Here is a 25,598-nt window from a genome sequence, read left to right as displayed (position 1 = left end):
AAGCGCTAAGCCGGCTTAACCGCCCGCCGAGGCGCTTTAGGGTCCGTCCGCATCCATCGGGGACCCTCTTGAACGCGATACGCCTGGCTACCACGCTGGCGCTGGCCTGCGCCGCGCTGCTCCCGCATTACGCCCACGCCCAGTTCGCCAGCGGCGGCAGCGGCCTGCACCGCTCGCGCATCTTCTGGGTCGACTGGGGCAACAACGGCCAGGACGTCTACAACGGCGCCACCATCACCCGCGGCTTCAACATCGGCTCGCCGGCGACCGCGGCCAATCGGCTCGACATCACCTGCGCCCTCTCCAACGCGACCACGACCGCCGGCACCCCGGGCCTGTTCGTGTACACGCCCGGCAGTTGGCAGGGCGACGGCCTGGACGAGCTGTACAACATCGGCGGCAACCAGCCCGGCACCGGCGCCAATCCCAACACCTTGTCGGTGGGCCTGCGCGTCAACAACAGCGCCACGGTCGAGTTCAACTTCAACTGTTCGGCGACCCTGGGCGGCGCCCCCTTCGCGCTGACCGGCCTGGTGTTCGCCGACGCCGAAGCCAGCGGCGGCAACGAGTACGTAGCCGCGCGCCTGACCAACGGCGGCACCCTGCGCGTGATCGACCAGATCTCGCAATGCGGCAGCGCCAGCACGGTCAACGTGATCGCCGGCACCCCGCAGGAAGTGCGCTTCAACGGCCCGACCGCGCCGCAAGCCAGTTGCGAAAGCAACGCTACCGCCAGCCTGCGCGGCGGCCCGTCGCTGGTCGGCTTCGTCGACGGCGCCACCGGCGCGCGCGTGATCGCGCGCGGCGGCGGCATCTCGGCGGTCGCGGTGGGCGCGGTGCTGGAACTGGAATTCTCCGAGGCGATCCCGGCCAGCTACGGCATCGCCGCGCACGTGCTCAATTCGGCCTGGACCGGCGGCGTCGCCAGCAACGGCGTCAACTTCAACAACCCGGCCAACCTGGCGACCCTGATCTACAGCGCGCGCCTGGGCGCGACCGTGCAGCCCGACGCCGACGCCACCGGCGCGATCGGCGGCAGCGACGTCGATGCCCTGCCCAAGACCACCGGCCCGCTGGGCGCGGGCTACGCCAACGTGGCCGCGCCCAATGCCTTGCCGGGCGGCACCTACAGCATCGCCAACGTCGCCTGCGTCGGCCCGGCGCGCGTGCGCGGCTGGATCGACTTCAACGGCAACGGCAGCTTCGACGCCGGCGAAGCCTCCAATGCCGCGACCTGCGCGGCCGGCAGCAACACGGTCACCCTGACCTGGACCCTGCCCAGTGGCTACGTCGCCCAGACCACCAGCTATCTGCGCCTGCGCCTGGCACCGACCCTGGCCGCGGTCGCCGACCCCACCGGCGTGTCGACCGACGGCGAAGTCGAGGACTACCGCATCGTCCTGCCGGCGCTGATCCCCACCGTGCGCGTGGGCAAAATCAGTCAGACCCGCACGGGCACCTTCAACTTCACCGCGACCAACCTGGGCAGCGCGGCGTTCTCGGTGACCACCACCGCGTCGGCGACGCTGGCGACCTCGGCCACCGCCAACGTCAGCTCGACCGCGAGCGCGGTCACCATCACCGAGACCGTGCCGGCCGGCTGGCTGCTGACCGGCGCCAGCTGCAGCGACGCCAATGCCGCGGTCACCGGCAACCCGGCCAGCTTCGGCAGCCTCGCCGGCGCGGTGCTGACCGTGCCGAGCAGCGCGTTGCGCGCGCGCGCCGACATCACCTGCACCTACAACAACCGCCCGATCGTCACCGACCTGGCGATCAGCAAGTCCGAAGTCGGCGGCGCCACCGCGTTCACCCCGGGCGCCAGCAGCACCTACACCCTGCAGGCCTGCAACAACGCCGGCCCGGACGCCGCCAGCGGCGCCAGCATCAGCGATCCGCTGCCCAGCGGCGTGCGCCTGACCGGGCCCTGGAGCTGCAGCGGCAGCGGCGGCGGGGCCTGTCCGGCCGGCGGCGGCGCGGTCAACGACAGCGCGGTGAACGTGGCCGGGGTCAACCTGCCGGTCGGCGCCTGCGTGACGGTCAGCGTGCCGGTGCGCTTCAGCCCGAACGCGAGCGATTACTGAGCACCCAGGCACGGTTTACACGCGCTCCACCACTTCCCTTGAACAAGAAATGCGTAAATTGCGTTGAGGCAGTACGCTACGGAACGGCGGCCGTGGATGGCCGTGCCGTGGCCGCAGCCGCGTAATCCCCGAGAGCGCCCCGCGCACCGGGGCTGACGACGGCCGCTGCAGATTCGCATGCCGGCACCAGCGCCTTGGCGCCGGGCTCAAGGAGGAAGGGGAATGCTGGATCACGCAACGCGCCGGCTCGGCGCATTGGGCTTGGCCGTGGCCGCGGCGGTGTTCGCACCCGACGCCAGCGCGCAGGTCCAGCGCACCTTCGTCAATCTGGGGTTCGAGCAGCCGGCGCTGACCGGCAGCAACTGCTTCCTGATCCTGCCGGTCGGCCTGGTTCCGGGCTGGGCCACCGATCACCCCAGCAATCTCGCCACCGGCAGTTGCTCCCTGGCCGGCGTCACCAACGGCGCCAGCATCAACGGCCCGGTCGAGATCTGGCGCGGCCCCGCCTTCAGCAGCGTGCCGCCGCGCGCCGGCGACCAGCACGCCGAGCTCAACGCCTACACCCCCTCGCGCCTGTCGCAGACCATCTGCCTCACCAATGGCGAGCGCGTGGATTGGCGGCTCAGCCACCGCGGCCGCAACAGCAACATCACGCCCGACGTCATGAACTTCAACATCGACAGCACGGCCAACACGGTCGCGGTGCTGTCGAGCACGACTGTGGCCGGCGGCATTCCGGTCTGCGTGGACAGCGGCAACGTCGACAACATCAGCTGCACCGTGGCCGCCGGCGGCAACGGCTGGGCCGACTACTCGGGCAGCTTCAACTGGAACGGCACCAGCGGTAACCACAACTTCGGCTTCCAGGCCGTCGGCGGCGGCGCCGCGGGCAACTTCCTCGACGACATCCAGGTCACCCTGCGCCCGTATCTGGAATTCGATCCGGTCAGCTACACCACCCGCGAAGCCCAGGCCGTGCCCTCGCTGCCGACCATCCGCATCACCGGCACCGTGCCGGCCGGCGGCATCACCGTGCTGGTCAACGTCACCGGCGGCACCGCGACCGCGGGCGGCGATTACCTCATCAACGGCGGCAACGTGAACGTGACGATTCCCGCCGGCACCTACGACGACAACCGCTTCCCGATCCCGATCACCATCATCGACGACGGCGTGATAGAGAACAACGAGACCGTGCTGGTGCAGGTGCTGCCCAACGCCGCCGCCTACACCCTGGCCTCGACCACCTCCTGCGGCAGCGCCACGGTGCAGAACACCGCCACGCTCACCATCCTCGACAACGACGTCGACCTGCGCACCACCAAGACCAACAGCGGCAACGCCACCCCGCCGGCGGGCGGCACCACCCAATTCACCGTCGCTTACACCAACAACACCGCCAAGCCCACGGTCGGCGATACCACCGCGCACGATGCGATCGCGACGATCACCGATGCCGTGCCGGCGGGCCTGACCTTCACCAGTTGGACCTGCGCGGGCAGCAACGGCGGCGTGTGCTCGGCCGCCAGCGGCAGCGGCGCGATCTCCGGCAGCGCGACCCTGCCGGCCGGCACCGGCGGCGTCGCGGGCGGCACGGTTACCTACACCATCAACGCGACCCTGGGCGCAGCCCAATGCGCCGTGATCACCAACAACGCCTCGATCGCGACCAATGCGCCGCTGGGCGAAGGCGTGGCGGCACAGGCAGGTTTCACCACTCCCGTGCCGGGCGGCAGCGCCAACAACAGCGCCAGCGCCACGGTCGATCCGATGTGCGCCGATCTCACCATCACCAAGACCCAGCCCGGCAACGTCACCACCTACACGCCCGGCGATATCGCCACGTACACGATCCAGGCCTGCAACCCGACCGGGCCCGACGGCGCCAACGGCGCCACCATCAGCGATCCGCTGCCCAGCGGCGTGACCCTGACCGGGCCGTGGGCCTGCGTGGGCTCGGGCGGCGGCAGCTGCCCGGCCACCGGCGGCAACCTGGGCGACACCTCGGTGGCGATCGCGGGAGTGAACCTGCCGGTCAACGCCTGCGTGGACGTGACCGTCAACGTGCGTTTCAGTCCGAACGCCAACGCCTACTGATACTGAGCCCGCATTCGGGCCTGCGCCGACGCTCCTCTCCAGCGGCGTTGGCCTCGGTTGCTTTACTCTGAATTTCAGAGTACTTTGCAATCACCTGCCCACTGGCCCCGCCGCCATGACCCAAGACGAGCTGCAGAGCAACCTGGACTACGTCGCCCGCGCCGTGCGCCACCACGAGCGTCCGCCCGGCGTGCCAGCGATCTATTTCCTGTGGGCGCTGCTGGTGCTGATCGGCTTCTGCCTGCCGGACTGGGCGCCGCGGATCGCCGCGCCCTACTGGTTCTTCGCCGGCATCGGCGGCGGCCTGCTCAGCGTCTGGCTGGGGATGCGCCACGGCCGCCGCAACGGCGTGATCGACAAGGAAAGCGGGAGGCGCTACGGCTATCACTGGCTGGTGGCCGGCGTGGCGTTTCTGCTGACCGGGCTGCCGATCGCCCTGGGCCGCGTCGAGATCCATGCCGGCGTCGCCAACTTCCTGCTGATCGGCGGCACCGCCTATGCGCTGGCGGGCGTGCATCTGGATCGTCCGATCCTGTGGAGCGGATTGATCATGTACGTCGCCTACGCCGCGATGATGCTGTTCTCGCCGCCCTATGCCTGGACTTTCGCCGGCGTCGCCACCGCGGCGGCGCTGACCTGGGCCGGTCTGTCGGCGATGCGGCGCGGGAGCGGAGCGCCGCGATGAAGGCGCTCGCGGCTCTCGATCCCGAATTCGAGCACCGCGTGCGCTTGGCGATCGCGGTATTGCTGATGCGCCACGACGAGATCAGCTTCGCCGCCTTCAAGCAGCAGCTGCAGCTCACCGACGGCAACCTCGGCGCGCAGCTGCGGCGCCTGGAGGAGGCCGGCTATCTCGCCTTGCGCCGCGACTTCGTCGAACGCAAACCCGTGACCTGGTACCGCATGACCGCGGCCGGCCGCGCCGCGCTGGAACGTCACCTGGGGGCGCTGCAGTCGATGATCGCCGCCGCCGGCAGCACCGCGACCTAGAGCGCCGCGGCGCCCGTCTGCTGACAGATTCTGACTTCCGGCAGGTTGGCGCTCGAACAGCCTAGGGTCACACTAGGCAAACTTTTTCGTCTGGTTGGGATATGTCGACCTCTGCCGATCTGCTCAAGGAACTCCGCATCGACCGCAGCGCTCCGCCGCCGCCGTCCGGCTCAGGACGCGGGCTGTGGATCGCGCTGGGCGCGGTCGGCCTGATCGCGGTGCTGGGCGTCGCCGGCTGGGCGGTGTTCGGCCGCGGCAACGCGCCGGAAGTCAAAACCGCCACCGCGGTGGCGATCGGCAACGGCGGCGGCAGCACCTCGGTGCTGGACGCCACCGGCTACGTGGTCGCGCGCCGCATGGCCACGGTCTCGGCCAAGATCACCGGCAAGGTGCGCGAGGTGATGATCGAGGAAGGCCAACGCGTCGAAGCCGGCCAGATCATGGCCACGCTGGACCCGATCGACGCCGACGCCGAACGCTCGCTGGCCGATGCGCAACTCGGCGCCGCGCAGAGCGACACCGTGCGCGTGCAGGCCCAGCTCAAGGAAGCCGAGATCAACGCCACCCGCCTGTCCACCCTGGTCAAGCAGCAGTTGGTGTCGCGCTCGCAATACGATCAGGCCGTGGCGCAGCGCGATTCGCTGCGCGCGCAACTGATGACCGCGCAGCGCAACGCCAAGGTCGCCGGCGGCCGCCTGCGCATCGCCGACCTGGGCGTGGACAACACCGTGGTGCGCGCGCCGTTCGCCGGCGTGGTCACCGCCAAGGCGGCGCAGCCGGGCGAGATCGTGTCGCCGCTGTCGGCCGGCGGCGGTTTCACCCGCACCGGCATCGGCACCATCGTCGACATGGACTCGCTGGAAGTCGAAGTCGACGTCGGCGAGGCCTTCATCGGCCGCGTGCAGCCGAAGATGCCGGTCGAGGCCACGCTCAACGCCTATCAGGACTGGAAGATCCCAGCCGAGGTGATCGCGATCATTCCGGCCGCCGACCGCGGCAAGGCCACGGTCAAGGTGCGCATCGCGCTGAAGACCAAGGACCCGCGCATCGTGCCTGACATGGGCGTGCGCGTGAGCTTCCTGGAAGCGGCCAAGCCGGTCGCGGCCAATCAACCCAAGCCCGGCGTGCTGGTGCCGAGCGCCGCGATCGTGCAGCGCGACGGCGGCGACGTCGCCTTCGTGGTCGAAGAAGACAAGGTCCGGCAGCGCGCGCTCAAGCTCGGCCGCAGCCTGGGCGACGACCGCGAGGTCACCCAGGGCGTGGCCGGCGGCGAGATCGTGGTGCTGAGCCCGCCGGACGATTTGAAAGACGGCGCGCGCGTGCGCGTGGCCGTGGAGTCCGCCGGTGACGATTCCGCCTCAAGCAGCGAATAAGGTTTAAAGCGCGGATTCGAGATTCGGGGTTCGGGATGGGTTGAAGCCGATGCCGCCTTTGCGAATCCCCAATCCCGACTCCCGAATCCCGGTTTCACAATTGCGAGGAAGTCCAAGATGGATACGCTGGTTTCGATCCGCAACCTCAAGAAGACCTATCAGCGCGGCCCCGAAAAGGTCGAAGTGCTGCATGGCATCAACCTCGACATCCCCAAGGGCGACTTCGTCGCGCTGATGGGTCCGTCGGGTTCGGGCAAGACCACCCTGCTCAATCTGATCGGCGGCCTGGACAACCCCAGCGACGGCGAGATCGAAATCGACAACCAGCGCATCGACCGCATGAGCGCCGGCCAGCTCTCGCAGTGGCGCAGCAACAACGTCGGCTTCGTGTTCCAGTTCTACAACCTGATGCCCACCCTGACCGCGCAGAAGAACGTCGAGCTGCCCTTGCTGCTGACCAAGCTCAACGCCGCCCAGCGCAAGCGCAACGCCGAAATCGCACTGCAGCTGGTCGGCCTGGCCGAACGCGGCAAGCACCGCCCGAACGAATTGTCCGGCGGCCAGCAGCAGCGCGTGGCGATCGCGCGCGCGATCGTGTCCGACCCGACCCTGCTGATTTGCGACGAACCCACCGGCGACCTCGACCGTCAGGCGGCCGAGGAGATCCTGGCCCTGCTGCAATCGCTCAATCGCGACCACGGCAAGACCATCGTCATGGTCACCCACGATCCCAAGGCCGCCGATCACGCGCGCCGCACGATCCATCTCGACAAGGGCACCCTCGCGGCCGACGGCGGCGCGCATTGAGATCCGCGCGCCCTCTCCGTTCGAGAGGGACAGGTCGACGGCCGGCGCGCAGCGCGGCCCGCGCCTCGCACCGGATCTCATCCGCTCCTTGAGCCACTTCTCCCGCGCGGAGAAGGAAACACCTAAAGGAAAGCAGACATGAAATACCTGCACCTGATCTGGGCCGCATTGTTCCGCAGCAAGACCCGCACCCTGCTGACCCTGTTGTCGGTGGTGGCCGCGTTCCTGCTGTTCGGCATGCTCGACTCGGTCCGCGTCGCCTTCAACTCCGGCGGCAGCGTCGCCGGCGCCGACCGCCTGGTCGTGGCGTCGCGCCTGTCGATCACGCAGATGCTGCCCTACAACCTGCTCACCCAGATCGAGTCCCAGCCGGGGGTGAAGAAGGTCGCCTACGCGGCCTGGTTCGGCGGCATCTATCAGGATCCGAAGAACTTCTTCCCGAACTTCTCGGTCAGCCCCGACTACCTCGACCTGTATCCGGAATACGTGGTGTCCGCCGACCAGGTCAAAGCCTGGAAGGCCGATCGCCAAGGCGCGATCGTCGGCGCCTCGCTGGCCAAGCGCCACGGCTGGAAGGTCGGCGACACCATCCCGCTGCAGGCCACGATCTTCCCGACCAAGGGCAGCAACGACTGGCCGCTCAAGCTGCGCGCGATCTTCGAGATCAAGGACAGCAAGCGCAAGGGCGAAGAGAACCAGCTGCTGTTCCACTGGAAATACTTCGACGAGTCCAACGACTACGTCAAAAGCCGGGTCGGCTGGTACATGGTCAAGTTGAGCGACGTGAACCAGGCCACGCGCGTGGCCAAGGGCATCGACGCGCTGTCGGAGAACTCCGACCACGAGACCAAGACCCAGACCGAACAGGCCTTCAACCAGTCATTCGCCAAGCAGTTCGCCGACATCGGCCTGATCGTGACCGCGATCATGGGCGCGGTGTTCTTCACCCTGCTGCTGCTGACCGGCAACACCATGGCCCAGGCGGTGCGCGAGCGCATCCCGGAGCTGGCGGTGCTCAAGACCATCGGCTTCAGCGACCGCAGCGTGCTGGCGCTGGTGCTGACCGAATCGATCCTGCTGATCGTGATCGGCGGCACCCTCGGCCTGGGCATCGCCGCCCTGCTGATGCCGGGCGTGAGCGCGGCCAGCGGCGGCATCATCCAGCTGCCGACCGTGCTGCCGCAGACCTGGTTGGTCGGACTTGGGCTCATGATCGCGATCGGCGTGGCGGTCGGCTTGATGCCGGCGCTGCGCGGTATGCGCTTGAAGATCGTCGATGCATTGGCCGGCCGCTAAGGAGAAATCACGATGATTAAGTTCCTGATCAATGCCGGAATCGTGGTTCTGCTGCTCGCCGCTCTCGGCGTGTGGGTGTTCCTGCCCTGGTACGCCGTGCTCGCCATCGTCGCGGCACTGCTGCTGTGGCTGTTCCTGAGCAAGCGCGGCCAACAGACGCTGGCCGTGGCGGGCGTGGGCATCTCCAGCCTGCCGCAGCGCTGGGGCGCGTCCTCGGTGATCGTGATCGGCATCGCTGGCGTGGTCGGCGTGCTGGTGGCGATGCTGGCGATGGGCGAAGGCTTCCAGAACACGCTCAAGCAGACCGGCAGCGACGACACCGCGATCATCCTGCGCGGCGGTTCGCAGGCCGAGACCAACTCGGTCATCACCCGCGACCAGGTCCCGCTGATCTCGGCCCTGGCCGGCATCGCCAAGGACGGCAACGGCCGCGCCCAGGTCTCGCCGGAGCTGTCGCAGGTGATCAACCTGCCCACCGTCAGCGACGGCAGCGACGCCAATGCGCAGCTGCGCGGCGTCGGCAGCGAAGCCTGGTCGCTGCGGCCCAACGTCAAGATGGTGAAGGGCCGCAAGTTCGGCGCGGGCCTGCGCGAACTGATCGCGGGCCAGGGCGCGGCCAAGCAGTTCCGCGGGCTGGAAGTCGGCAAACAGATCGAGCTGGCCAACCAGAACTGGACCGTGGTCGGCATCTTCGCCGCCGGCGATTCGCACGACTCCGAACTGTGGGCGGACGGCGAAGTGCTGGCTTCGACCTACCAACGCACCGCGTTCCAATCGGTGACCGTAAAGTTGGCCGGCAAGGACGGCTTCAAGCAGCTCAAGGCCGCGCTGGCCGCCGATCCGCGCCTGAAGCTGGACGTGCAGACCACCCACGATTACTACGCCAAGCAATCCGAGGGCCTGACCAAGCTGATCAAGATCCTGGGCACGGTGATCGGCACCATCATGGCGATCGGCGCGGTGTTCGGCGCGCTCAACACCATGTACGCCGCCGTCGCCGGACGCGCGCGCGAGATCGCGACCCTGCGCGCGCTGGGCTTCCGCGGCGTTCCGGTGGTGATCGCGGTGATGCTGGAAACCATGCTGCTGGCGCTGCTGGGCGGCCTACTCGGCGCGGCCCTGGCCTGGCTGATCTTCAATGGCTATCAGGTGTCCACCCTGGGCGCGAACTTCAGCCAGGTGGTGTTCCAGTTCAAAGTCTCGCCGGAGCTGCTGTGGAGCGGCCTGAAGTGGGCGCTGGGCATCGGCCTGGTCGGCGGCCTGTTCCCGGCCCTGCGCGCGGCGCGACTGCCGGTGACCACGGCCTTGCGCGCGGCCTGAGCGCGCCGCCATCGGGTGACACGACGAGGCGCCGTTCGCGGCGCCTCGTTCGTTTTTGTGGGTCAGGTTCGCCGTTCCGCAGGCGCTTGCGCCGGACCGGTATCGGCGGCGGCGGGAGGATCGGCTAGGCTGGCGCCACTCGATACACCCCGGGACCGCCGCGCATGGAAGCCGATCGCGAACTCACCCACGCGCTGCGCGTCCGACAGCTGCGCGGCCGGTTTCGACGCGGACCGTTTCTGGTCGGCACGATTCTTATCCTGGCCATGCTGGTCCTGTTCGTACCCGAACTGCTGAAAGGCCATTGGCGCACCGGCTGGCCGGCTCTGGTGTTCGCGTCGATCGGACTGTCGTTCCTGCCCCTGCTGCGCGCCAGCCTGCGGCCCGCCCCCCATCTGACACTGAACGAACACGGCCTGAGCACGGTGTTCACCGGCGCGATCGCCTGGTCCGACATCGTCGGCCTGCACTTGTACACCTACTACTCGCGGGCGAACTTCACGCTGAGGCCGCGCTACCACCTGCAGCTGTGCCTGCGCCGCCCGGAGCGCTATCGCGCCCCGTTCTGGATGAGACCGCCGATGCGCTCCACGCGCTCCGACTACGGCCTGGTCTGGGTGCCGTTGAGCCTGTTCGACGTGGAGGCGCGAACGCTCTACACGCTGGCGGTGACCTTGCGCCGCGCCGATCCGGCGCCCTTCGTGGAAGGCTGGAACCCCGACATGCCGCTGGACGAGGTCGCCGCGCATCTGCGCGATCGCGGCGCCATCCCGGCCGCGCCCCGTGCAGCGGCGCATGTCGACGTGGCCGTACCCGCCGGGCGCGACGCGGTGCTCTACGCGCAACGCCTGCGCGAATCGCAGGATGCGGGCGAACGCCGCGCCTCATCCTACGAGCGCCAACGTGTCCAGGGCCTGCGTCGCGAGCGGTCCTGGCGCGCCGACGACCTCGCGCGTCGGCGCTCGCTGACCTGGAGTCTCGTCGTCGCCTATCTGCTGCTGATCGTGGCCGGCTACTTCCTGATCGACTACGTCGAATGAGCCCACGCGCCCGACGCCGCGTCGGCCAGACTCGCGTGCGCTAAGCCGGCAGCACCTGCCGCCGCGACCGCCACACGCCCTCGCCGGCGAAGATCAGCAAACCGATCCAGATGAACACGAAGCCGATCAGGCGCGAGCGGTCGAAAGGCTCGTGCAGCACCAGCACGCCGATCAGGAACTGCAGGGTCGGCGCGATGTACTGCATCAGGCCGACCACCGACAGCGGCACCCGTCGCACCGCATAGGCGAAGCCGATCAGCGGCAGCGCGGTAAGCGCGCCGGCCAGCACCAGCATCAAGCCGATGCCCAGGCCCCAGCCGTCGAGGAAACCGCCTTGGCCATGGCTTTCGCCCCACAGCAACACCGCCAACGCGGGCAGGAACAGATAGACGCTTTCGATGCCAAGGCCGGTCACCGCTTCCACCGCGACCAGTTTGCGGATCAATCCGTAGGCGGCGAACGACAGCGCCAATCCGATCGCGATCCACGGCGCCTGTCCGTACTGCCAGGTCAACCAGCCCACGCCAGCCGCGGCCATCGCCACCGACAGCCACTGCACGCGGTTCATGCGCTCATGCAGCAGGGCCACGCCCAGCACCACGTTGACCAAGGGATTGATGAAATAGCCCAGGCTGGTTTCGATCACGTGGCCGGCGTTGACCGCCCAGATGTACAAGCCCCAGTTGAATGCGATCAGCACGCCGCTGAGCGCCAGCATCGCTGCTTTGCGCGGCTGCGCGAGCACATCGCGCAGCCAGGCGCCGCCCTGCTTCCACGACAGCCAGGCCGCGACCATGACCGCGCTCCAGACGATGCGGTGGCCGACGATCTGCAGCGAGGGCACTGCCTTGAGCAGGTGCCAGTACAGCGGCATCAGCCCCCACAGCACGAACGAGGCGGCCGCGATCCACAGACCGCGCCGCCCCTCCGCCTGCGCGGCGTTCATGCCGGCGGCTCGTTCGGCGCCGGCGCGACCGGCGTGCGCGCGGCGCGCGCCTTGGCCAGGGTGATGATGACCACGCCGACCAGGATCACCGCCATCGCGCCCAGATCGTGCGAGCTGAAACGCTCGCCCGCGAGCAGCGCGCCGAACAGCACCGCGATCGGCGGATTGACGTAGGCGTAGCTGGTGGCCAGCGCCGGACGCACGTGGTGCAGCAGCCAGATGTAGGCGGTGAAGCCGAAGATCGAACCGGCCACCACCAGGTACAGCAGGGCCCCGGTCGCGCCCGCGCTGGGCATCGCGCTCATGCGTTCGCCGGTGACCGCGGCCGCGCCCAGCATCCACACACTGCCGGTCAGCATCTGCGCGCTGGCGGCCATGAACGGCGACGGCAGGTCCTGGTCGCGGCTCCAGATCGAGCCCCAAGCCCAGGCGATCGGCGCGACGATCAAGCAGACCAGTCCCAGGGTGGAACCCGACAGCGCGCTGCCGGCGTTGAGCCAGATCACGCCGAGGAAACCGATCACCAGGCCGATCCATTCGATCTTGGACGGATGCCGGCCGCGCAGCATCGCGAACACGCCCGCGAACAGCGGCATCGACGCCACCGCGATCGCGGCCAGGCCGGAACCGACCTCGGTCTCGGCCAGGTTCACCAGGCCGTTGGACAGCAGCACCATCCAGATCGACAGCACCCATAGCGTGCGCCATTGCTTGCGCGTGGGCGGCGTCGCGCCGCGCCAACGCAGCACGGCGTACATCAGCGCCCCGGCGATGAACATGCGCAGCGCGCCGAGGATGAAGGGCGGGTAGCTCTCCAAGGCGAAACGAATGGCGAGATAAGTCGAGCCCCACAGGATGTAGACCGAGGCCAGGGCCAGCGCGACCGCTATCGCGCCCGGGGCCAGTCTTGCTGCGGTGGGTGATGCGACGCTCATGCGGTGGTGATTCCGAGGGGAGGAAGGGAGAGGGGCGTATCGGTGGCGGGCGAGAAGCGGCGTCAATCGGATCGGTGCACGCAGACCGCGGTGCGGCAGCTGCCGACGTTGCGGCGCACGGGGTCGTGGAAGGTATCGACGACGACGAAGCCGGCCTTGCGCATCATGCCAGCCGACCCCGCGTTCTCTTCGTGTCGTTCGGCATAGCACTCGCGCAGACCGCGCGCGCGCAACTGCGCCATCGCCTCGCGCAGCAGGCGCGCGCCGAGGCCGGCGCCGCGATGGTCGCGATGCACGACCGCCTCGCCGATGCAGCCGTGGCGCGCGCGTTCGCGGCCGGCGCTTTGGTAGCAGGCGAAGTCGTCGCTGTCGGCGTAGGTGATCGCCGCCACCAGCGCCCCGTCCAGACGGGCCAGCACCGCGTCCACGCCGTCGCCGATCGCGCGCAGGTGCTGGGACAGCGCCGGCTCGGCGAGGTAGTTCCACGGATTGGGACCGTGCTCGCGGATCAGGGCATGGATGGCGGCGATATCCGCGCGCGCGGCCACGCTTACGGCGTAGCGCTCGAGGCCGGCGCGAACTGGGGGCAAGTGGGGGGCGAGGCGCTGCATGCGGCTCTTCGGGTGATTCGACCCATTCAGACTAGCCGCGGGCGCAGACAGGCGATTGAAAATTCGCCCGCTTGAACGCAAAATTTTTGCATGGCCCGCGCCCCCCTCGCGCTCGACGAACTCGACCACAAATTGCTGGGGCTGTTGCAGCGCGACGCCTCGGCCACCCTGACCGCGCTCGGCGACGAGATCGGCCTGTCGCCCAGCGCGGTGCAGCGCCGCCTCACCCGCTATCGCAAACACGGTCTGTTGCGCCAGGTCGCGCTGCTGGACCCGATCGCCCTGGGCAGCACCCTGGCCGCGGTGTGGGTGACGATGGAGCGCGAATCGGCGAGCCGCCACGCCGCGTTCTACGCGCGCATGCGCGCCGCCCCCGAAGTGCAGCAGTGCTACGTGCTGGCCGGGCAGTGGGACTATCTGGTGATCCTGGCCACCACCGGCGTCGCCCATTGCCGCCAGGTCGCCGACCGGCTGTTCCTGGACGAGGGCAACATCCGGCGTTACGAAACCCATCTGGTGTTCGATGTGGTCAAGCATGGTCTGGAGCTGCCGACGCGCGATGCGCCGAAGGCGACGCGCAGGCGCAAGTAGCTGGGGATGCGCAGGGCGCGGTAGCCGGGTGGCTAGCAGTTGCGATGTCTGCGGCGGCGAGCGGGTGACGCGATCGCGGCTCACGCCGCTCCCACAGAAGGCCCAAGCTGGGTTGGACGCGTCGTACTTGCTCCCTGTGGGAGCGGCGTGAGCCGCGATCGCCCTGCCTGCGCCAGTCCGGCTACGCCGCGCGTTCGCGCTGCAGCAGCTTTTCCTTGAGCGGCAGACCCCAGCGGTAGCCGCCCAGCGAGCCGTCGCCGCGCACCACGCGATGGCAGGGCACCACCACCGCGACGCGGTTGCCGGCGCAGGCGCGCGCGACCGCGCGCGCGCTGCCGGGCGCGCCGATCGCCTCGGCGACCTGCGCGTAACTGCGGGTCTGCCCGGCCGGGATCTTCATCAGCGCGTCCCACACCTTCTTCTGGAACGCCGTGCCCAGCAGGTCCACCGACACCGCATGGGCCTGACCGCCGAGGGTGTCGGCGACCGCGCGCAGGCGCGGCGCCAGGAACTCGTCGCGGCCGGCATCGACACGCTCGAGCTGGGCCTGCGGAAACTCGGCGCGCAGCTTGGCTTCCAGGGCCGCCGCGTCCTCGCCCAGTTCCACCATGCATACGCCGCGTTCGGTGGTCGCCACCAGGGCCGTGCCCAGCGCGGTGCGCGCCAGGCTCCAGCGAATCTGCTCGCCGGCGCCGCCGGCGCGGTAGCGCGCGGGGGTCATGCCCAGGCGCGCCGCGCCGCCCTCGTACACGCGCGAGGGCGAGCCGTAACCGGCGTCGTAGAGCGCGGCGCTGACGTCGCTGCCTTCGCGCAACGCCGACTTCAGCGTGCCCAGCTTGCGTTGGGCCAGGTACTCGGCCGGGCTGATGCCGAAGCGCGCGCTGAAGCGGCGCTGCAGGTGCGAGGCGCTGATGCCGACGGCGCTGGCCAGATCGGTCAGGGTCGGCTCGCCGGCGTCGAGCAAGGCGCGGGCCTGGTCGAGTTTGTCCAGGGGCGTGAGATCGCGGATCGGGGTCATGGCGTTCATGGCCTGCAGGTTAGGGCCGCCGGCACGGGCGCGATATCCGATTCTTGCACCCCGCCCGCATCCGCGTCAGTGCGGGTTTCGCGGCCGTTCACCGACCCCGAAACGACGAAGGCGCGCCCTTGCGGGGCGCGCCTTCGCGATGCATCGCCGTCGCGGCGGGCTCAGTCGGCCCAGTGCCCCGGCTTGTTCGCGGTCGGCAGCACCTGCGCCGACAGCTGACGGTCGTCGTTGAGCAGACGCACCGCGTCGGCCAGGATCGTCGCGGACTCGCGCAGCAGCGGGTCAGGACGCTTCTCGGCGGCCTTCTCGCGCGCCACTTCCTGGGCCAGGTTGCGCTCGCTCGACTGCAGGCCGTCGTCGCCGTTGTCGTCGGCCAGCGGATCCAGGTCCAGGCCCATGGTCTTGCGCTCGGCCTGACGCTGCCGGCGCTTGGCGTCGTCGCGATCGCGCTCGGCGCGGCGCTCGGCCTCGTTGAGCGTGATCGACTTCTTGGCGCGCTCGGTGCGGAACTCGGTCACGTCCTGCGACCACCACTGGAATTCCTTGTCGGCGGCGACGCGGCTGTCGTGCAGCGCCGACAGCTTGGGCAGCAGCGGCGCGAAGTTGCCGTAGCGCACGTGCGGCACCGGCGCGATCTTGGTCCAGGGCAGCGCGTTGTCGTAGGTGCTCTCGCCGTACTCGCTGGCGTCGACCGAGGCCGGGAAGGCCAGGTCGGGCACCACGCCCTTGTTCTGGGTCGAGCCGCCGCTGACGCGGAAGAACTGGGCGATGGTCAGCTTGACCTGACCGAAACGCGGGCCTTCGTTGGCCGGCCAACGGTCCAGGTCCAGCATGTTCTGCACGGTGCCCTTGCCGAAGGTGGTTTCGCCGATGACCAGGCCGCGACCGTAATCCTGGATCGCGCCGGCGAAGATTTCCGAAGCCGAGGCCGAGCCGCGGTTGATCAGCACCGCCAGCGGACCTTCCCAGGCGATACCGGAATCGTCGTCGCCGTTGACCTCGATGCGGCCGCCCGACTGGCGCACCTGCACCACCGGGCCGCGGTCGATGAACAGACCGGTGAGCTCAATCGCTTCGTCCAGCGAACCGCCGCCGTTGTAGCGCAGGTCCAGGACCACGCCGTCGACCTTGTCGGCGCGCAGCTTGGTCAGCAGCTTGCTGACGTCGCGCGTGGCCGAGGCGTAGTCGGCGTTGTTCTTGCGACGGCCTTCGAAATCCTGATAGAAGCCCGGCAGCTTGATCACGCCGATGCGCTTGGCCGGAGCGTCGCCCGCGGCCGGAATGGTGATGATCTCGGACTTGGCGGCCTGGTCTTCCAGACGCACCTTGTCGCGCACCAGCACCAGACGGTTGGGCTTGCTGTCCAGGCCGGCCTCGGCCGGGATCACGTCCAGGCGCACCTTGGTGCCCTTGGCGCCGCGGATCTTGGCGACCACGTCGTCGATGCGCCAGCCGATCACGTCTTCCATCGCGCCGCTGTCGCCCTGGCCGACCGCGACCACGCGGTCGCCGGCCTTGATCTTGCCGGAATTGCCGGCCGGACCGCCGGGCACGATCTCGCGGATCGCGACCACGTCGTCCTGCTTCTGCAGCACCGCGCCGATGCCTTCCAGCGACAACGACATGGTCATGTTGAAGTTGTCGGCCGACTTCGGAGTGAAGTAGTCGGTATGCGGATCGATCGCGTTGGCGTAGCTGTTGACGAAGGTCTGGAACACGTCCTCGCTCTTGAGCTCGGAGAAGCCCTTGGCGAGATTCTGGTAACGCTTGTCCAGGGTCTTGCGGATGTCCTCGGGCTTCTTGCCGGCCAGCTTCAGGCGCAGCCAGTCGTTGCGCACCGACTGCCGCCACAGCGTGTCCAGCGCGGCGGTGTCGGCGGCCCAGGGCGCCTTCTCGCGGTCGTATTCGAAGCGGTCGCTGCCGTCGAAGCTGAAGATGTCCTGCTTGAGCAGCGCGCGTGCGTAGTTCACGCGTTCGTCGACGCGCTGCTTGAAGGTGGCGAAGATCGCGTAGGCCGGGCTCAGGTCGCCGCCGCGGATGGCGTCGTCCAGCTTGGTCTTGTAGGCGTCGAACTTGGCGATGTCCTGGGCGGTGAAGTACTGCTTGCCCGCGTCCAGCGATTCCAGATAGCGCTTGTGCATGTCCGCCGACAGCGCGTCGTCGAGCGCGCGCGGACGGTAGGCGTAGCGACTGTCGGACAACACGCCGTAGACCAGCTTGGCGGCGGTGGCCTGGTCGGCGGTCGGCGCGTTGGTCAGGGCGTTCGGGGCGCCGCCCGCATCGGCACGCGCGAGCAGCGCGAGCGGGGCGGTCAGCATGAAGGCGAACAAAGTGGTCTTGGCGGTCATCGCGGGTGTCTTCATGGCCGAGCTTGGCCTAGGCGTCGAGGATGTAGCGGAATTGGACAAGCCCACAGTGCCGAAAGTTGCCGTGCCTGTCACGCGCGGCGGTAACGGTTTCGGGCATCCGGGGGCGGATGGCGTTCAGGTTCGCGAGCACAAGCGTTAGACGAGCGTTACGAGGCCGCGCCGGCGCTCATCGAAATGAACGCAGGACGGGCTGGTATGGGGCTGACGGTCAGGGCGCGGCAGCGTCGTCGGCCAGCACCGCGGCCGCCTCGGCCAGCTCGGCATCGGCCTGCGGCGGCGGCCCCAGGCGCGCCAGTTCGGCGCGGCGCGCGGCTAGGTTCAGCGACACCGGACCGCGCGCGTGCGCGGCCAGGGCCTGCTGACGCTGCTGCCAACGTCGGAACTCGCCGTCGGCTGCGGCACGCGTTTGGTGCGCCGACAGCAGGTTTTGGCGCGAAGCCGCGGGCGCCGGCCGGTAGCCCGGTACGGCGACGATCCGCGGCCCCGGTTTGCGCGCCGGGGCGGCGGCGTCGGACCACAGCGCCAGATCCGGAGTCACGCCGATCCCCTCCAGCGGCTGCCCGCTGACCCGGAACGCGTGGGCGATGGTCAGACGCAGTTGGCCGTGGCGCGGTCCCTGCCCGCCCGGCCAGCGGTCCAGGTCGACCAGATTCTGCACGCTGCCGCGGCCGTAGGTCGCGCGGCCGATCACCGGGCCGCGGCCGTAATCCTGGATCGCGGCGGCGAATATTTCCGAAGCCGCGGCCGAGCGCCCATCGACCAGCACCGCCATCGGACCGGTCCAGAGCGCGCCCTTGGCCGGGTCGAGCAGGTCGACGCGGCCGCCGCCCTCGCGGATCTGCACCACCGCCGGCGCGCTCAGGAACAGGCCGGCCAGTGCCGACACCTGGTTGAGGGCGCCGCCTTCGTTGTCGCGCAGGTCCACCAGCACCGCGTCGACGCGTTGCGCCTGCAATTGACGCAGCAGCTCCGCGACGTCGCGCGAGACCGATCGGTAGTCGCTCGGATCGCTGCGCATGCGTTCGAAATCGACGTAGAAACTGCCCGGCACGATCACGCCGATGCGTTTTCCGCCGGCCTCGATCACGCTGGACGATGCGTGCTGGTTCGCCATGCCGGCGCGCGCTCGCTCGAGCACCACGGTGCGCGTGGGCTCGCCCGGCAGGGAGCCGGCCGGCTGCACCTGTACGCGCACGCGGCTGCCAGGGCGGCCGCGCAGTCGCGTCACCAGGGTGTCCAGATCGGTGCCGTCCACCTCCTCCAACGCGCCCGTCTCGCCCTCGCCCGACGCCAGCAGACGATCGCCGCTGCGCAAGCCGGCGCGCACGGCCGGGCCGCCCGCGCTGAGGTAGACCAGCGAGACTTCGTCGCCGCGCTCACGCTTCAGCGACAGTCCGACGCCGACGGTGCCGGGCGCCGAATCGAGCAGGCGCTCGGCGGCGCTGGGCGGGTAATAGTCGCCGCCGGGATCGCTGGTGCGGGCATAGGTGTTGAGGACCTGCGCGAACACCGCCTCCGACGAGGGCGCATGCGCGGCGCGCGCGAGCGCGGCGTAGCGCCGCTCGAGCGCGCTGCGTATCTGCGCCGGATTGCGTCCGCCCAGGCTCAGATCCAGCGCCTCGCTCTTCAGCCGCAGTCGCCACAGCGCGTCCAAGGCGGCCGCATCGGCGGCCCAAGGCGCGGCGGCGCGGTCGACGGCCCAACTGTCCTGCGCGTCGAAGTCGAAAGGCCGCGCGAGCAAGCCCGGCATGGCCGCCATGCGTGCGTCCAGGCGCGTCAGCACGAGTTCGCGCATGGCCAGGAACGGCGTCAGATCGCGCGCTCGGATCGCGTCGTCCAGCTGCGGGCGATAGCGCTGCAAGCCGGCGACATCGGCGGCGCTCAGATACAGGCGATCGGGATCGAGCTGCGCCAGCCAGGCATCGAACAGCTCGGCGGATAAGGCGTCGTCGAGCGCGCGCGCCCGGTAGGCGTAGCGTTTATCGGTGTACAGGCCGCTCACCAGCGCCACCGTCGTCGCGCGCTGCTTGGCGTCGTCGTCGGTAGCGGTCGCGGTATCGGCCGCGGACGCGGACGCCAGCAGCGCGCAGCCCAGCAGCGCGAGCGCCAGGCTCGTGCGCAAGCAATTCATTCGGTGTCCCCCGGCGACTCCCTATCGTCGCCGGCGATCATACCCGGCGCGCCGAGCGCCGGACCGCGCGATCAGGCGGCGGCGAAGCCGGCTTCGATGGCCTGACGGTCGGCGTGGTAGGACGAGCGCACCAACGGGCCGGAGGCGACATGGGTGAAGCCCAGCGCCATGCCGTAGAGCTCGAGTTCCTTGAACTCTTCCGGGGTCCAGTAACGCAGCACCGGGTGGTGGTGCGGAGTCGGCTGCAGGTACTGGCCGATGGTGATCATGTCGACGTCGTGCGCGCGCAGGTCGCGCAGCGTGGCCTGGACCTGCTCCATGGTCTCGCCCAGGCCCAGCATGATGCCGGACTTGGTCGCGACCTCGGGGTGCTGGGCCTTGAACTTCTGCAGCAGGGTCAGCGACCACTGGTAGTCGGCGCCCGGACGCACGTTGCCGTACAGGTCCGGCACGGTCTCGACGTTGTGATTGAACACGTCCGGCGGATTGCTGTTGAGGATCTCCAGCGCGCGCTCCATGCGGCCCTTGCCGCGGAAGTCGGGCGTGAGGATCTCGATCTTGGTGCGCGGGCTTTCGCTGCGCACCGCTTTGATGCAGTCGACGAAGTGCTGGGCGCCGCCGTCGCGCAGGTCGTCGCGGTCGACGCTGGTGATGACCACGTACTTCAGGCCCATGTCGGCGACGGTGCGGGCCAGGTTGGCCGGCTCGCTCGCATCCGGCGGCTTGGGGCGGCCGTGGGCGACGTCGCAGAACGAGCAACGCCGCGTGCAGACCTCGCCCAGGATCATGAAGGTCGCGGTGCCGTGGCTGAAGCACTCGTGGATGTTCGGGCAACTGGCCTCTTCGCAGACCGTGACCAGGCGGTTCTCGCGCAGCTTGGCCTTGAGCTGGGCGACCGAATTGCCCGAGGGAATGCGCACCCGGATCCAGGACGGCTTGCGCAGCACCGGCGCGTCGACGAACTGCACCGGCGAGCGCTGGATCTTGTCGCCGCCCAACTGCTTGGCGCCTGGGGTCATGGTGGTGGACTGCAGCACCGCCGGCGCGTCGGGCGCGCCACCGCTGACGACCGTGAGCGGGATGGTCTTGGAGGCGGGATCGGTCATGGCGCTGCGTGAACTCTTGTCGTTTGGCCCCCTCTTCCTGGGGCGGAAGAGGGCTGAGGTGAGGGCAGGCACCGCGACGATCGCGGCGGCTGGCGGATTCGCGCGCCCTCATCCGCCCTTCGGGCACCTTCTCCCGCATGCGGGAGAATGGAAATCAAGCATTGGTTCCACTAGCGGAACTAATGACGTAAAGCGTGCTCCCGCGAACGGAAGCAGGGAAATCAGAAGCTCGACGGCTCGGCGGTTTCCACCGTCAGGCCGAATTGCCGGGCCAGCTGGTCCACCAGCACCGGCTTGACCGCGTCCAGCCCGGACGGGCCACCCAAGTCTACCACCGAGGTCACCTGCAACCCCTGGTAACCGCAGGGATTGATGCGCTGATACGGCGACAGGTCCATGGCGATATTGAAGGCCAGGCCGTGGAAGGTGCAGCCGCGCCGGACCCGGATGCCCAGGGCCATGACCTTGGCCCCGGCCACGTAGACGCCCGGCGCGCCGTCCTTGCGGGCGCCCTCGATGTTCCACTCGGCCAGGGTGTCGATCACCGCCTGCTCGATCCGGTCCACGTACTCGCGCACCCCGACCTTGAGCCGGCGCAGGTCCAGCAGCGGGTACAGCACGATCTGGCCGGGCCCGTGGTAGGTCACCTGGCCGCCGCGGTCGACGTGGAGCACCGGGATATCGCCCGGCATCAGCACGTGCTCGTCCTTGCCGGCCTGGCCCAGGGTGAACACCGGGTCGTGCTCGACCAGCCACAGCTCGTCGGGGGTGTCGGCGTCGCGGGCGTCGGTGAAGGCCTGCATCGCGCGCCAGACCGGCTCGTAGGGCTGACGGCCCAGGTCGCGCAGCTGCGCCACCGGTGGGCCGCGATCGCCGCCCAGCACCGCCGCCACCGCGTCGATTACAGCGTCCACTTCACTTCCGGATGATCGCGCAGCACCTGGTGGGCCAGGTCGTATTGGGCGCGGTCGGCGGCGCGGAAGCTGATCCGCACCGACACGTACTTGCCGCTGCTGGAGTGCTTCCACTGGATGGTTTCGGCCTCGACCTCGATGCCGGCGTCCATCAGCAGACGCGGCAGTTCGCGCTCCAGCCCGGCCTCGGCCGTGCCCATGGCGCTGAGCTCGAAGGTGCCGGGGAACTGGAAGCCGTGATCGGGATTGTCGGAATGAATGTCCATGCGCGAATTATGGGTCCGTAGGGGGCCGAACCCAAGCAGGCGTAGGATGCCCTTTGAGGCCGGTTCCGGGAGGCTCGTCGGATGAATACAGCGTCGCTGTGGTGGGGCTTGCTGTTCGGCTCGATAGGCCTGGGCTATTTCATGTACGGCAAGCGCCAGGGCGCCCCGGTGCCGCTGCTGTGCGGGCTGGGCCTGATGGCCTTTCCCTACTTCGTCTCCAACAACTGGGCGATGGTGCTGATCGGGGCGGTACTGGCGGCGATTCCGTATTTCCTGCGGTTCTGACGATCGGGCCAAGCGCCGCATCGCGCACTCGGATACCCAGATTCCCAGCGGCATGGTCATTGCGCTCGCGCCGGCTGGCCGGCCGCCGCGCTCCTGTGCTTGCGGCAAGCGCACATGAGGCTTGTTAGGCTGGCGCCGATCCTCCTGGACCTGCGTATGGACCCGATCGAACAAGCTTATGCCGCCCCACGCAGCGCCATCGTCGTACCGGGCGCGCTGCAGCGGCCCAGCACCGCATGGTGGCTGCTCTTCGCGCTGGTGGCGCTGACGGCGCTGGTGCTGGGATCGCTGGCGCTGCGGCTGGTGCTGACGGGTTCGACCACCTCGCCTTACCGGCTGGTCGCGTTCACGTTTCCGTTGCTGCTGGGCTTGGGCGCGGTGGGCATGTACGGCTATATCCGCGTGCGGCGCATCGGGCCACGCTGGCTATGGATCAGCCATCTGGCGGTGTCATGGCCCCTGATGCTGATCACGGCCGGCTTGCAATTAACGATCCTGGTGGGCCAGGTCAGGGTGGGGGCCGTCTCCGGACTCTGGTCGGCCCTACCGCAACTGGTTTGGATCGTCGGCACGCTATCGCTCGGGTTGCCCTTGTTGCTCGCACTCGGCCGCTACATCTCGCGTTTCCCGCACCTGTGGGCACGCCGGCCGATCGATTGACCGTTTCGGCATCGTTGCGGCGCCGGAGGGCCGACCAGGCTGGGTAGCGCGCGCCGCGGTTTGCTAGGCTCGCCTGAACCGCCTGATACGTCGCCCATCGCGGGCGGCTCCTCAATGACGCCTGCCCATCTGCTCGTGTTGGACCTCGACGAAACGCTGCTCCACGCCAGCGCGACCGAGCTCGATCGCGCGGCCGATTTTCGCGCCTGCGGCTATCACATCTACCGTCGTCCACATCTGGCGGAGTTCATCGCCTATGCACTGGCCCGCTTCGAGGTGGGTGTGTGGACCTCGTCCGGGCGCCGCTACGCCGATGCGATCGTGGCCGAACTGTTCCCGGCCCAGTCGCTGAGCTTCGTCTGGGCCCGCGAACGTTGCTCGATCACGCGCGACTGGACCACCGGCGAATACCTCAGCCGCAAACGCCTGAAGAAGCTCAAGCGCCGCGGCTATCGTCTGGAACGCATCATCGCGGTGGACGACACGCCGACCAAGCATGCGTACAACTACGGCAATCTGATCCGCGTCGAGGAGTACCTGGGTCGCAACGACGGCGACGACGAGTTGCTGTGGCTGATGCGCTACCTAGATCGGCTGTCTCTGGAGCCGAATGTGCGCCGGATCGAGAAGCGACGTTGGCGGGAGCGGCCGCGGCAGGAAATGCCGGGCGGCGACGACTCCGGTCCGCAGCCGCATCGCTACGCTGGGATCGCGATCGCGGCTCACGCCGCTCCTGCAGAAAGCGGCTGAGCGCAGCAACGCACATGCCGCGGTGCGGTCGTTTACTCCGAGTTCCGCCCTATCCTGAGATGTTGATTTCATACGCACGCAAAGTGCCATCAGATCCGCAGCTGAGACTGGCGCGCTACAACCCGTTAAAATGATCCGCGCGTATTTCAGAGTTCAGGGGAAATTTCATGTTTCGTCCGGTCGCGACGGGTGTCGTCGGTACGCTCGCGCTTTGCTTGTCGTTCGCAACCATCGCCGCCGAAGGAGATACGTGGTCGGAGGTCAATATCGGCGCGGTTACTCAATCGAATCCTGACGAGTACGCGGTGACGATTCTGGCGATCGATGGCAGTCAGAACTTCAAGTCCAAACGCTCGTACAAAGTGGCGCCCGGTTTTCACTTGCTCCACATCGCCAGCACCAAGGCCGGACGGCGTGGCGATGTCACTTATCAGCCCTTCGCCATCGAAATGGCACCGTGCATCCGCTATGAATTGGTGGCTCTGCATGACAGCCAGATGAGCAATCGGCGCTGGCAGGTGGTGGTCAAGAACGAAAAGCCCATCGCCTCGTGCCGCCACGCAGAGGCAGCGCAGGCAGACGCCACGCCGCAGGAACACTGACCCCACCCTTGCCGCATCCCACACAACAAAGCCGGCTGACGCCGGCTTTGTTGTTGATGCGTTAGAGCCGGATCACTCCGACTCCCACCACATCCAGAATTCGTCCCACAGGCGCTTGAAGAAGCCGCCCTCTTCGACCGCGCTGAGCGCGACCAGCGGGCGCTGGGCGATGACTTTGCCGTCCAGCACGACCTTGACGGTGCCCACGGCCTGACCCTGCTTGATCGGGGCGACCAGGGTCTTGTTGACGTCCATGCTGGGCTTGAGCTGGGCGTACTTGCCGCGCGGCACGGTCACCAGCAGCGGCTCGGCGACGCCGAGCTGGGCTTCGTCGGCGGTGCCCTTCCAGACCTTCTGCTTGGCGATGGACTTGCCGGCATCGTAGAGGCGGTGGGTTTCGTAGAAGCGGAAGCCCCAGTTCAGCAGCGCCTGGCTGTCGACGGTGCGCTGGTCGTCGGAGGTCGAACCCATCACCACCGAGATCAGGCGCTGGTCGCCGCGCAGGGCCGAGCCCATCAGGCAATAGCCGGCGCCGGAATGGTGGCCGGTCTTGATGCCGTCGACCGAGGGGTCGCGCCACAGCAGGCGGTTGCGGTTGGACTGCAGGATCGGACCGACCTTGAGTTCCTTGATCTTGTTGTACGAGTACGCGACCGGGAAATCGTGGATCAGCGCGCGCCCGAGCAGGGCCAGGTCGCGCGCGCTGGAGTAGTGGTTTTCCTGCGACAGGCCGTGCGGATTCATGAAGTGCGAGTTCTTCATGCCGATGCGCGCGGCGTACTGGTTCATCAGCGCGGCGAAGGCGTCCTCGCTGCCGGCGACGTGCTCGGCCAGGGCGATCGCGGCATCGTTGCCGGACTGCACCACCATGCCCTTTTCCATGTCCACCAGGGGCGCGGTCTTGTTGACCTCGAAGCCCGAGTAGCTGCCGTCTGTGGCCGCGCCGCCCTTGCGCCAGGCGTTCTCGGTCATCATCACCTGGTCGCTGTCCTTGATCTTGCCGCCCTTGAGCTCGGCGGCGATCACGTAGCTGGTCATGACCTTGGTGATGCTGGCCGGCTCGACGCGGGTGTCGATGTTCTCGCCGGCCAGCACGTTGCCGCTGGCGGCGTCCATCAGCACCCAGGCGCTGGCCTTGATCGCCGGCGGCGGCGGCACGGGCAGCGAATCGCTGGCCGGCGGCAGGGCCGCGGCGGGCTTCGGGACGGGCGACTGCGCGAAGACCAGGCCGGCGGTCGTGGTGACCAGGCAAGCCGCGGCGAACGCGGCAAGCGCGGCGGCGCGAGGGGTGAAGCGGGCTTTCATCGTTCAACTACTCCGGGGAGCCGGTCTCGTGCCGGCTTGGGCTGGGAATTCTAGGCTGGAGCCGCGCGTCCGGGGCGCTCCAGTTCGGCGGGGCCG

Annotated in this window: 24 protein-coding genes; 14 read left to right on the top strand and 10 right to left on the bottom strand. The window is 68.7% G+C overall.

Annotated features, from left to right (window positions below):
• The first annotated feature begins 68 nt into the window (after nt 1-68).
• The 9 genes from ASD69_RS12585 to ASD69_RS12545 all read left to right on the top strand — a co-directional run bounded on the left by ASD69_RS12585 (nt 69) and on the right by ASD69_RS12545 (nt 11,004).
• Nucleotides 69-2,081, top strand: coding sequence for a CshA/CshB family fibrillar adhesin-related protein (locus ASD69_RS12585; RefSeq protein ID WP_056178328.1), 2,013 nt, complete (start codon nt 69-71; stop codon nt 2,079-2,081).
• Nucleotides 2,082-2,303: 222 nt separating this feature from the next.
• Nucleotides 2,304-4,178: a Calx-beta domain-containing protein gene (locus tag ASD69_RS12580; RefSeq protein WP_162250650.1), complete on the top strand. Its 1,875-nt coding sequence runs from the start codon at nt 2,304-2,306 to the stop codon at nt 4,176-4,178.
• A gap of 115 nt (nt 4,179-4,293) precedes the next feature.
• On the top strand, nt 4,294-4,863 hold the full coding sequence (locus ASD69_RS12575; RefSeq protein WP_056178324.1) for a hypothetical protein: 570 nt from the start codon (nt 4,294-4,296) through the stop codon (nt 4,861-4,863).
• Nucleotides 4,860-5,168, top strand: a complete 309-nt coding sequence (locus tag ASD69_RS12570; RefSeq protein WP_056178321.1) for a transcriptional regulator — start codon at nt 4,860-4,862, stop codon at nt 5,166-5,168. Before ASD69_RS12575 ends, ASD69_RS12570 begins: the two co-directional genes overlap by 4 nt.
• 101 nt (nt 5,169-5,269) lie before the next feature.
• Nucleotides 5,270-6,541, top strand: coding sequence for an efflux RND transporter periplasmic adaptor subunit (locus tag ASD69_RS12565; RefSeq protein WP_056178319.1), 1,272 nt, complete (start codon nt 5,270-5,272; stop codon nt 6,539-6,541).
• 117 nt (nt 6,542-6,658) lie between these two features.
• A complete protein-coding gene (locus ASD69_RS12560; protein WP_056178317.1) occupies nt 6,659-7,348 on the top strand; it encodes an ABC transporter ATP-binding protein in 690 nt (229 codons plus the stop codon).
• 138 nt (nt 7,349-7,486) lie between these two features.
• Nucleotides 7,487-8,644, top strand: coding sequence for an FtsX-like permease family protein (locus tag ASD69_RS12555; protein WP_056178315.1), 1,158 nt, complete (start codon nt 7,487-7,489; stop codon nt 8,642-8,644).
• Between the two features lie 12 nt (nt 8,645-8,656).
• Complete coding sequence (locus ASD69_RS12550; protein WP_056178313.1) at nt 8,657-9,964, top strand: ABC transporter permease; 1,308 nt, start codon at nt 8,657-8,659, stop codon at nt 9,962-9,964.
• A gap of 164 nt (nt 9,965-10,128) precedes the next feature.
• Complete coding sequence (locus ASD69_RS12545) at nt 10,129-11,004, top strand: hypothetical protein (RefSeq protein WP_056178311.1); 876 nt, start codon at nt 10,129-10,131, stop codon at nt 11,002-11,004.
• A gap of 40 nt (nt 11,005-11,044) precedes the next feature.
• Here the strand turns inward: ASD69_RS12545 and rarD are convergent, their stop codons facing one another.
• From rarD to ASD69_RS12530, 3 genes are all read right to left on the bottom strand, one after another.
• The gene (gene rarD / locus ASD69_RS12540) at nt 11,045-11,950 is read right to left on the bottom strand and encodes an EamA family transporter RarD (protein ID WP_056178309.1); all 906 of its coding nucleotides are present in this window, start codon (nt 11,948-11,950) and stop codon (nt 11,045-11,047) included.
• Nucleotides 11,947-12,885, bottom strand: a complete 939-nt coding sequence (gene yedA / locus ASD69_RS12535; protein WP_056178308.1) for a drug/metabolite exporter YedA — start codon at nt 12,883-12,885, stop codon at nt 11,947-11,949. The genes rarD and yedA overlap by 4 nt, the downstream gene beginning before the upstream one ends.
• A 62-nt stretch (nt 12,886-12,947) precedes the next feature.
• On the bottom strand, nt 12,948-13,475 hold the full coding sequence (locus ASD69_RS12530) for a GNAT family N-acetyltransferase (RefSeq protein ID WP_200943991.1): 528 nt from the start codon (nt 13,473-13,475) through the stop codon (nt 12,948-12,950).
• A gap of 111 nt (nt 13,476-13,586) precedes the next feature.
• On the opposite strand from ASD69_RS12530, the gene ASD69_RS12525 reads away from it, so the two are divergent.
• Nucleotides 13,587-14,087 carry an Lrp/AsnC family transcriptional regulator gene (locus tag ASD69_RS12525; RefSeq protein ID WP_056178304.1) on the top strand — a complete coding sequence of 167 codons (501 nt, stop codon included), beginning with the start codon at nt 13,587-13,589 and terminating at the stop codon, nt 14,085-14,087.
• Between the two features lie 181 nt (nt 14,088-14,268).
• Here the strand turns inward: ASD69_RS12525 and ASD69_RS12520 are convergent, their stop codons facing one another.
• From ASD69_RS12520 to ASD69_RS12495, 6 genes are all read right to left on the bottom strand, one after another.
• A complete protein-coding gene (locus ASD69_RS12520) occupies nt 14,269-15,114 on the bottom strand; it encodes a methylated-DNA--[protein]-cysteine S-methyltransferase (RefSeq protein ID WP_235567205.1) in 846 nt (281 codons plus the stop codon).
• Between the two features lie 161 nt (nt 15,115-15,275).
• Nucleotides 15,276-17,462 (bottom strand): carboxy terminal-processing peptidase, encoded by a 2,187-nt coding sequence (locus ASD69_RS12515; RefSeq protein ID WP_157489391.1) that lies wholly within the window; start codon nt 17,460-17,462, stop codon nt 15,276-15,278.
• 229 nt (nt 17,463-17,691) lie between these two features.
• Nucleotides 17,692-19,605 (bottom strand): S41 family peptidase, encoded by a 1,914-nt coding sequence (locus ASD69_RS12510; RefSeq protein WP_157499180.1) that lies wholly within the window; start codon nt 19,603-19,605, stop codon nt 17,692-17,694.
• Between the two features lie 80 nt (nt 19,606-19,685).
• Nucleotides 19,686-20,720, bottom strand: coding sequence for a lipoyl synthase (gene lipA / locus ASD69_RS12505; RefSeq protein ID WP_056178299.1), 1,035 nt, complete (start codon nt 20,718-20,720; stop codon nt 19,686-19,688).
• A 221-nt stretch (nt 20,721-20,941) separates the two neighbouring features.
• Complete coding sequence (lipB, locus tag ASD69_RS12500; RefSeq protein WP_157499216.1) at nt 20,942-21,622, bottom strand: lipoyl(octanoyl) transferase LipB; 681 nt, start codon at nt 21,620-21,622, stop codon at nt 20,942-20,944.
• Nucleotides 21,622-21,900, bottom strand: coding sequence for a DUF493 family protein (locus tag ASD69_RS12495; protein WP_056178294.1), 279 nt, complete (start codon nt 21,898-21,900; stop codon nt 21,622-21,624). The genes lipB and ASD69_RS12495 overlap by 1 nt, the downstream gene beginning before the upstream one ends.
• 81 nt (nt 21,901-21,981) lie before the next feature.
• Between ASD69_RS12495 and ASD69_RS12490 the strand changes: the two genes are divergently transcribed.
• The 4 genes from ASD69_RS12490 to ASD69_RS12475 all read left to right on the top strand — a co-directional run bounded on the left by ASD69_RS12490 (nt 21,982) and on the right by ASD69_RS12475 (nt 24,197).
• A complete protein-coding gene (locus ASD69_RS12490) occupies nt 21,982-22,185 on the top strand; it encodes a hypothetical protein (RefSeq protein ID WP_056178292.1) in 204 nt (67 codons plus the stop codon).
• 156 nt (nt 22,186-22,341) lie between these two features.
• Nucleotides 22,342-22,845: a hypothetical protein gene (locus ASD69_RS12485; RefSeq protein WP_056178290.1), complete on the top strand. Its 504-nt coding sequence runs from the start codon at nt 22,342-22,344 to the stop codon at nt 22,843-22,845.
• A 114-nt stretch (nt 22,846-22,959) separates the two neighbouring features.
• The gene (locus ASD69_RS12480) at nt 22,960-23,595 is read left to right on the top strand and encodes an HAD family hydrolase (RefSeq protein WP_082576457.1); all 636 of its coding nucleotides are present in this window, start codon (nt 22,960-22,962) and stop codon (nt 23,593-23,595) included.
• Between the two features lie 167 nt (nt 23,596-23,762).
• Nucleotides 23,763-24,197, top strand: coding sequence for a hypothetical protein (locus tag ASD69_RS12475; RefSeq protein ID WP_157499179.1), 435 nt, complete (start codon nt 23,763-23,765; stop codon nt 24,195-24,197).
• A 72-nt stretch (nt 24,198-24,269) separates the two neighbouring features.
• On the opposite strand, the gene ASD69_RS12470 is transcribed toward ASD69_RS12475, so the two are convergent.
• Nucleotides 24,270-25,502: a D-alanyl-D-alanine carboxypeptidase family protein gene (locus tag ASD69_RS12470; RefSeq protein ID WP_056178286.1), complete on the bottom strand. Its 1,233-nt coding sequence runs from the start codon at nt 25,500-25,502 to the stop codon at nt 24,270-24,272.
• Nucleotides 25,503-25,598: the final 96 nt, after the last annotated feature.

The organism is Lysobacter sp. Root604 (assembly GCF_001427505.1).
Lineage (GTDB): Bacteria > Pseudomonadota > Gammaproteobacteria > Xanthomonadales > Xanthomonadaceae > Lysobacter.
Note: the sequence above shows the minus strand (reverse complement) of the source record. Positions and strands in the feature narration are given on the sequence as shown.